The sequence below is a fragment of the Sphingomonas sp. PAMC 26621 genome (assembly GCF_000251145.1).
GTDB lineage: Bacteria > Pseudomonadota > Alphaproteobacteria > Sphingomonadales > Sphingomonadaceae > Sphingomonas.
Genome location: NZ_AIDW01000042.1, coordinates 37431 through 43430 on the forward strand (window position 1 = coordinate 37431; position 6000 = coordinate 43430).

The following is a 6000-nucleotide window of genomic DNA, read 5'->3' on the forward strand; positions in this document are numbered from 1 at the left end:
AGAAATATGCAGCATAATCTTGCAGCACCGTCAGGGCCGCACGCGTATCTTGTTACGCGTAACTACGACTGTCCGGTCGACCTCAGAGTTTCCAACAGACTCCGACGTTTCTTGGACAGGACTAAGGCAAAAGCAAAAGGCCGCCCCTCTCGGGACGGCCTTTCCATTGTCAGCCACTGATGGCCTTATCCTTAGAGCTGGACAGCCCCGCCAGCGGGGGTCGTACTCATCCGGGTTGCCACTAGCTGTAGACGCTTGCAATCGTAGCGGCATCTACTCGCAAACAGCATGGTTTTCTGCTCAGATTAGCTGGCAGCGGACGACGCGCGCTGCTCACGCAAACTGGCAATGTACTCGCTATCATCCGCGCCTGCTCGCAATCAGAGATGGTCTGCTCACGCTTTTAGCCGATGGCGCGACCTGGTGGGGATCTGCCATGCCAGTGCCGGCGAGCATGCTCGCCGGCACACACCTTAAAGCTTCTCCTTCAGCCCTTTGGCGGCTGTGAACGACACGTTCTTCGATGCTGCGATGGTAATCGCCTCACCGGTCGAGGGATTGCGTCCCTGACGCTCAGGACGACTCTTCACAGCGAACTTGCCGAAGCCGGGAATTGAGACCTCATCGCCCTTTGCCGCAGCACTAGCGACCTGGTCGAACACGGCCGCGACAAACTTCTTAGCCTCCGCGTCACCCGTCCCTGTGGCGGCTGCCACACCCTTTACGAATTCACCGATGTTCATATCGTCAGGCTCCCTTGAAAGAAGCCCGTCTTACCTCTGCGCGAAACCGAAACAATCCCGTCTGCGGGCATCCGTCGCACATCGTGCGCCGCCGGCCCTGCATGGCCGCTAGCCTGCGATGACCTCGCCGTTATTTGCGGCGGCTCGCAATGATGCGACGCCGGAACTGCAATAAAGGGCAGTTTCCGGCTCACATTGCGTGAGACGGATCGATGCGGAAAACCCATGCTCCGTGAGACAGAAACCACATTCGGTGCGACGGACGCACGCTGCTGACCCTTCCGCTCGTAATCGCCGCCAACCGACGTCAGCAGCACGGCAATGTCATCCGGCTCGGTCGGCACCTTGCGCTCGCACACCACCTTGCCGGCGTCGTCCACCACGCACACCGACGTCTCCTTCACCGAGACGTCCAGACCCACGAAATGCGTCATCGCTCTCACTCCTTCCCTCGATGCACGAGGTCAGGCTCGACTCCGGTTCAGGCATCGTACGTGAAGGGGCTGCAATCTCATCTGCTGTCGAAATGCAGCCGCCGCGATACACCATCTATTGGGCGGTCTGTGACCGACCGCTGCCGCGCCCGATAGCTGCCGGTTAGCTTTTAGGGGACGCACGCGCTGGATCAAGGCCGGAACGGCAATAGGTGGTGGGCACCCGACGCTCCGTCCCAACCACAGCTCTCGACGCTCGCGAAGCGAGCGTACGATGGTCTGCCTATTGACTCAATCGGCGATAGATAAGCTGTCGTTCGCAGAATTAGTCTAGGGCGGCGGCTAATGTCTAGATGCTGTGACGAGCACTCTCGTAAAACTGGGTCGCTTGAACCCTTAGCGCCCCTGATCCAAAAAAGCCGATAATGGCTAATCCGGTGCGGTAAGTTCCTGCTCCGTCGTAGTGATATATCCGCGGGTGACTGGCAACGCGCGACGATTGCGAATCATTTGTACCTGATAGTTGCACATCACACCATGCTTGAACGCTGCCATCGCTCCAGCAAGATAAAAGGTCCACATACGATAAAATCGCGCGTCAAACATTCCCTCGATCTTTTCGCGACTGGCCACAGTCCGGTCATACCAATGGCGAATAGTCATCGCATAATGGAGACGTAGCGTCTCAACATCGGCGGTTATCAGCCGCACCGACTCACTTGCACCTACAATCTCGGAAAGCGCTGGGTTGTACCCTCCGGGGAATATGTAGCGCGCGGTGAACGGATCGGTCTGTCCGGGGCCGCCCATCCGTCCAATGGTATGAAGCAACATCACGCCGTCATCCGCCAGCAGCGCACGACATTTGTGAAAGAACCTTCGATAATTGGGAACCCCCACATGCTCGAACATACCAACCGAAACGATACGGTCGAACCGGCCCGTCATCTGGCGATAGTCAATCAACTCGAACTTGACTCGATCCGCAACACCCGCGTCCTCCGCACGCTGCCGAGCCGTCTTCAGTTGCTCCTTCGACAGCGTAATGCCGAGCACGTCGACATCGGCGACGCGGTTCAGATAGAGAGCCATGCCACCCCAGCCGCACCCTATGTCGAGGACGCGCAGGCCCGGCTTTAGCGCCAGCTTGGCGGCAATGTGCACTTTCTTGTCATACTGCGCTTGTTCAAGCGTATTGTCAGCGTCCGTAAAATAGGCGCAGCTGTATTGCAGGTCTGCATCCAGGAACAAATCGTAGAGCCGATCTCCTATGTCATAATGATGCGCGACATTCTGCTTAGATTTTGCAATCCGATTGAGCTGCCGAATTTGCGCGGTTGCCGTGGCCCAAGCAAGCTTGAACGGGTTGCGTGTTCCAAGCGAGCTCTTGCCGTCCTCCCAGACGGCGTTGCCGCGGATCAAATCGATCAGGCCCGCAATGTCACCTTGTTCGACAAGAAGACGTCCATCCATCCAAGCCAACGCCGCGCCCAGGCGCGGGTGACGCGCTATGTAGCTGGCGACCTTGGGGTCAACAAAGCGGATTGTACACGGTTCGAACATTCGGTCGGGAGTGCCGTAGTGATAGTGCTTTCCGTCGGCATCGATGATTGTCAACGCGCCGCGCTTCACAAGATTTCTCGCAAACCGATCGAACAGCCACATGCACTACGTCCTTCGCGCCAAGCAACCCTACGGCCTGCCGTTTCGACACAAACGATCTCGGCGCCATCACCACGCTCACCTGAGCCCGAACCAGTAGGTGCCAACCTAAATCAGCAAGGGCAAGCGGCCAAGAATGATGTCGCGCGTCCGCCTGTCAGATAGAGCGCTGTTGAGGGGATCAGCAATGCGGCTTGATCCAACGGCGAGAACTGGACGCCGACCTTCCGCTTTTGGCGAAGGCCTAGCTGACCGCGAATGACCGGGATTCAAATAACGCTCGCGATGACCTTACTACCTTATTGGTCTATCACGGTCGGAGTTTTCTTTACGCTCTTGAGGGGCCAGCTGCGGCGATCAATAAGACCAACGAACGTATCAAGCTTGACACTCGTCACCGCGCGTCCGTGAAGCTCTCTACATGAGTGGTTTTGTCAAGGCAGTTTGGGCGCTGGGATATGGCAAGCCAGAAGGTTGATCTTATAGATGACGACGACTCTCTGAAAAACTTGGTAGCTAATATGGTCGCGCATTTGCCTGATCCGAATACTCGGTCGTTGTTCAGCGAATTTGCCAAGATCAAGCGAAAGTTTGCGTAGCTAGGCTTGGTCTCGCAGCAGCTATTATATCGTTCGCTACATTCCTACCTACGTCCGCGATGTTATTTGGCACCATAGGACCCGACCGCAGCCAAAGACGTGTCTAATCAGTTGTCGTACTTCGGAATTTGGTAACCATTCATAGCGTACCAATCGCAAATGCGCCTTGGCTACGCCCGACCTGGTCTCCCATCAGTGCAATGCATTGCGATTGCGGTAGCGCTAACGGTTCTCGCCTTCCGGCCACCGGCTACAGGACGCATGCTCCTGGTGCCGCTCTGGTCGGCCGATGAGGGCGGGGCGGTTCGCCTGGCGTTAGGTGGCGGTGCTTTATTGATTAGCGTCGGTCCGGTACGCGGATCAATAATCGTGGATGGTCGACGCGCTAACCTGGCCAATGCCGCATGGAACCAGCACATACTCATGATCGCAGCGCCATCCGCTGGCTGCGGCCAGACCAACCGGGCTGGTGTGAATACGTGATGGCGCGGCTGGAAAATGGCCGGTTCTCGGCGCTGCGATTAGCGTTTCGTTCATCCAGCATTGCTCTGGTTCCGCCCACAAGCACGGTAGACCGGCTGCGCCTACGTGGAGTCATTGGCATCGCGATTTCCGGCTGGGTTTCGCTTGCCGTCATCATCACCACCAGCCTCTGGGTGGATAATGGAACGTCACTATCGCTGCTAGCTATCGGAGTTTTCGTCAATCTCGCGCCCACTGCCATGGCCGTCCGAGCGCGTTACGATACCGAAGCGCGGGCGATCGTCAGCACGCTCGCCGCCATCATGCCCGCGCTGCTGGTCTATGCCCTCCAGGGGCATCCATGGCAGATGGATGGCCACATGTATTTTTTCGTGGCGCTCGCGGGGCTGACAGTGCTGTGCGACTGGAAGTCGCTCGCCGTTGCCTCCGCGATGATTTCTGCACACCATATTCTGTTCGCGCTGATCGCACCCGCATGGGTTTTTAGCGGATCCGGCAATACCGGTCGGATCGTAATCCACGCAGTCGCAGTCCTCCTGCAGTGCGGGGCCCTTGGTGTCATCGCGCACCGCCTTACGATGCTCCTGACGCGTCAGGATGAAGCGGTCGCGGAGAGCCAGCGACTGATAGAAAAGGTCTCAAACGCGCTTGCCTCGGCTGAAGCAGCCTCGAGGGGCAGGGCTGAGGAGCGTGCACATCGCCAGGCTGCGGAACAACGTTTTGTCGTCGAGCGCCATGCCGAGATGCATATCCTTGCAAATGAGTTCGACCGAACTGTATCGAAAGTCGTCAAATCGCTCGAAACCGCCGCCTCGGATATGGCGAACTCGTCCATCAGTCTAAGCACCATCGCAGAAAACGCCCGCCGCGAAGCTGATGATGTTGCATCGAGTGCAGCAGAGGCCAGCGGTCAGATCCGCAAAGTCGGTAACTCCATCCGCAGCCTGAGCGGGTCGATTGGCTCGATCGCAGCTACCTATCAACAGCAGTGCAGTTCAACCAAAGCAGCTGATCTCGAAGGCCGCCAAAGCGTTGAGACCATCGTTCAGCTCTTTGAAAAAGCCGCAAGCATTGTCTCGTTCATCGATACGATCAAGGCGATCTCCACCAACACCAATCTGCTGGCGCTGAACGCAACCATCGAAGCCGCTCGCGCCGGAGAGGCGGGACGCGGGTTTGCGGTAGTGGCTTGCGAGATCAAAAATCTCGCAAGTGATGCAGCCCGCGCGAGTGATAGCGTCAGCATGTTGCTCCAAGGAATTCTGGCTGCGGTCGCAGAGTCAGCAGCCGGGATCGAGAGTGTGGCGAGCACGGTTCGTGAGGTTGCCGAAGGGTCCGCCAACATCGCTGGATCGGTCGAAGACCAGCGTAAGCATGTCTTTCAGATTGCGACGAGTGCCGCCGACGTCGAGGAAAATGCCGCCACGATCGAACAGCGTATACAATCAGTCGCATCAGCCGTATCCGCGGCCTCGCTGCTCTCGAGGGATGTCCATAAAAGCGCAGGCGCGCTGTCACAAAGTGCCAGCGCTCTAAGGTCGTCGACAGATCAATTCGTCAAATATCTGGTAGAGGACCCTCAGGTCTCGCGCTAATCCGTCGCCACACAATCAGGGTAGGCATTGCGGTGATCATCAATGAAAGCGATCATCGCCGGAACGGGCGGTCGAGCTCCGCCTGCGCGAAATATGCCGATGCCCCTTCGACAAACTCAGGAAAGGCTTGCGCAGGATCTCGTTGGCTTGCCGCAGTTCACGAACCTCGCGCTTTAGCGCCTTCACCTTGTCGGCCACCTCGGTCGGGACACCGCCGCGCTTGCCGCCGTCGACCTTGGCCTTCTTCACTCACTCATGCAGCGTCTGCGGAACGCAGCCGATCTTCTCCGCAATCGATACCACGGTCGCCCATCTCGACGGGTGATCCCTTTCGTGATCGAAAACCATCCGCACCGCTCGCTCGCGGACTTGGGGCGCAAACTTGTTGGTCGTCTTGCTCGTCATGGCTTCACCTTCTCAGCAGTTGGAGCCTCCGACAAACCCGGGGCGGTTCACATTTGTCCATCTCACGCAACGCGAGCCG

General features: G+C 57.8%; 6 protein-coding genes, 1 pseudogene and 1 other annotated feature. Of the genes and pseudogenes, 2 read left to right on the top strand and 5 right to left on the bottom strand.

The features are described 5' to 3' along the window. Positions 1-473: 473 nt before the first annotated feature. From RI03_RS19230 to RI03_RS19240, 3 genes are all read right to left on the bottom strand, one after another. A complete protein-coding gene (locus RI03_RS19230; protein WP_010219303.1) occupies positions 474-743 on the bottom strand; it encodes an HU family DNA-binding protein in 270 nt (89 codons plus the stop codon). Further along, complete coding sequence (locus tag RI03_RS24295) at positions 740-1177, bottom strand: transposase (protein WP_010219304.1); 438 nt, start codon at positions 1175-1177, stop codon at positions 740-742. Before RI03_RS24295 ends, RI03_RS19230 begins: the two co-directional genes overlap by 4 nt. A gap of 429 nt (positions 1178-1606) precedes the next feature. Continuing rightward, a complete protein-coding gene (locus RI03_RS19240) occupies positions 1607-2842 on the bottom strand; it encodes an SAM-dependent methyltransferase (protein ID WP_010219305.1) in 1236 nt (411 codons plus the stop codon). A 245-nt stretch (positions 2843-3087) separates the two neighbouring features. Here RI03_RS19240 and RI03_RS25415 point away from each other — a divergent pair, with 245 nt between their 5' ends. Next, positions 3088-3264, top strand: a complete 177-nt coding sequence (locus RI03_RS25415; protein ID WP_081504280.1) for a BLUF domain-containing protein — start codon at positions 3088-3090, stop codon at positions 3262-3264. A gap of 222 nt (positions 3265-3486) precedes the next feature. On the opposite strand, the gene RI03_RS25420 is transcribed toward RI03_RS25415, so the two are convergent. Beyond that, entirely contained in the window at positions 3487-3597 is a 111-nt protein-coding gene (locus RI03_RS25420) for a helix-turn-helix domain-containing protein (protein WP_443208567.1), read from the bottom strand. A gap of 245 nt (positions 3598-3842) precedes the next feature. Here RI03_RS25420 and RI03_RS25150 point away from each other — a divergent pair, with 245 nt between their 5' ends. Continuing rightward, positions 3843-5516 (top strand): methyl-accepting chemotaxis protein, encoded by a 1674-nt coding sequence (locus tag RI03_RS25150; protein WP_081504281.1) that lies wholly within the window; start codon positions 3843-3845, stop codon positions 5514-5516. Further along, positions 5513-5614 (bottom strand) — a sequence feature (AL1L pseudoknot). (Overlaps the previous gene by 4 nt.) On the opposite strand, the pseudogene RI03_RS24845 reads toward RI03_RS25150, so the two are convergent. Beyond that, a pseudogene (locus RI03_RS24845) lies at positions 5537-5921 on the bottom strand (transposase); the annotation flags it as partial. Its footprint overlaps the feature before it by 78 nt. Positions 5922-6000: the final 79 nt, after the last annotated feature.

Coding starts and splice junctions, on each gene's coding strand:
- RI03_RS19230 (WP_010219303.1), bottom strand. CDS start 743: ATGAACATCGGTGAATTCGTAAAGGGTGTGGCAGCCGCCACAGGGACG.
- RI03_RS24295 (WP_010219304.1), bottom strand. CDS start 1,177: ATGACGCATTTCGTGGGTCTGGACGTCTCGGTGAAGGAGACGTCGGTG.
- RI03_RS19240 (WP_010219305.1), bottom strand. CDS start 2,842: ATGTGGCTGTTCGATCGGTTTGCGAGAAATCTTGTGAAGCGCGGCGCG.
- RI03_RS25150 (WP_081504281.1), top strand. CDS start 3,843: ATGGAACCAGCACATACTCATGATCGCAGCGCCATCCGCTGGCTGCGG.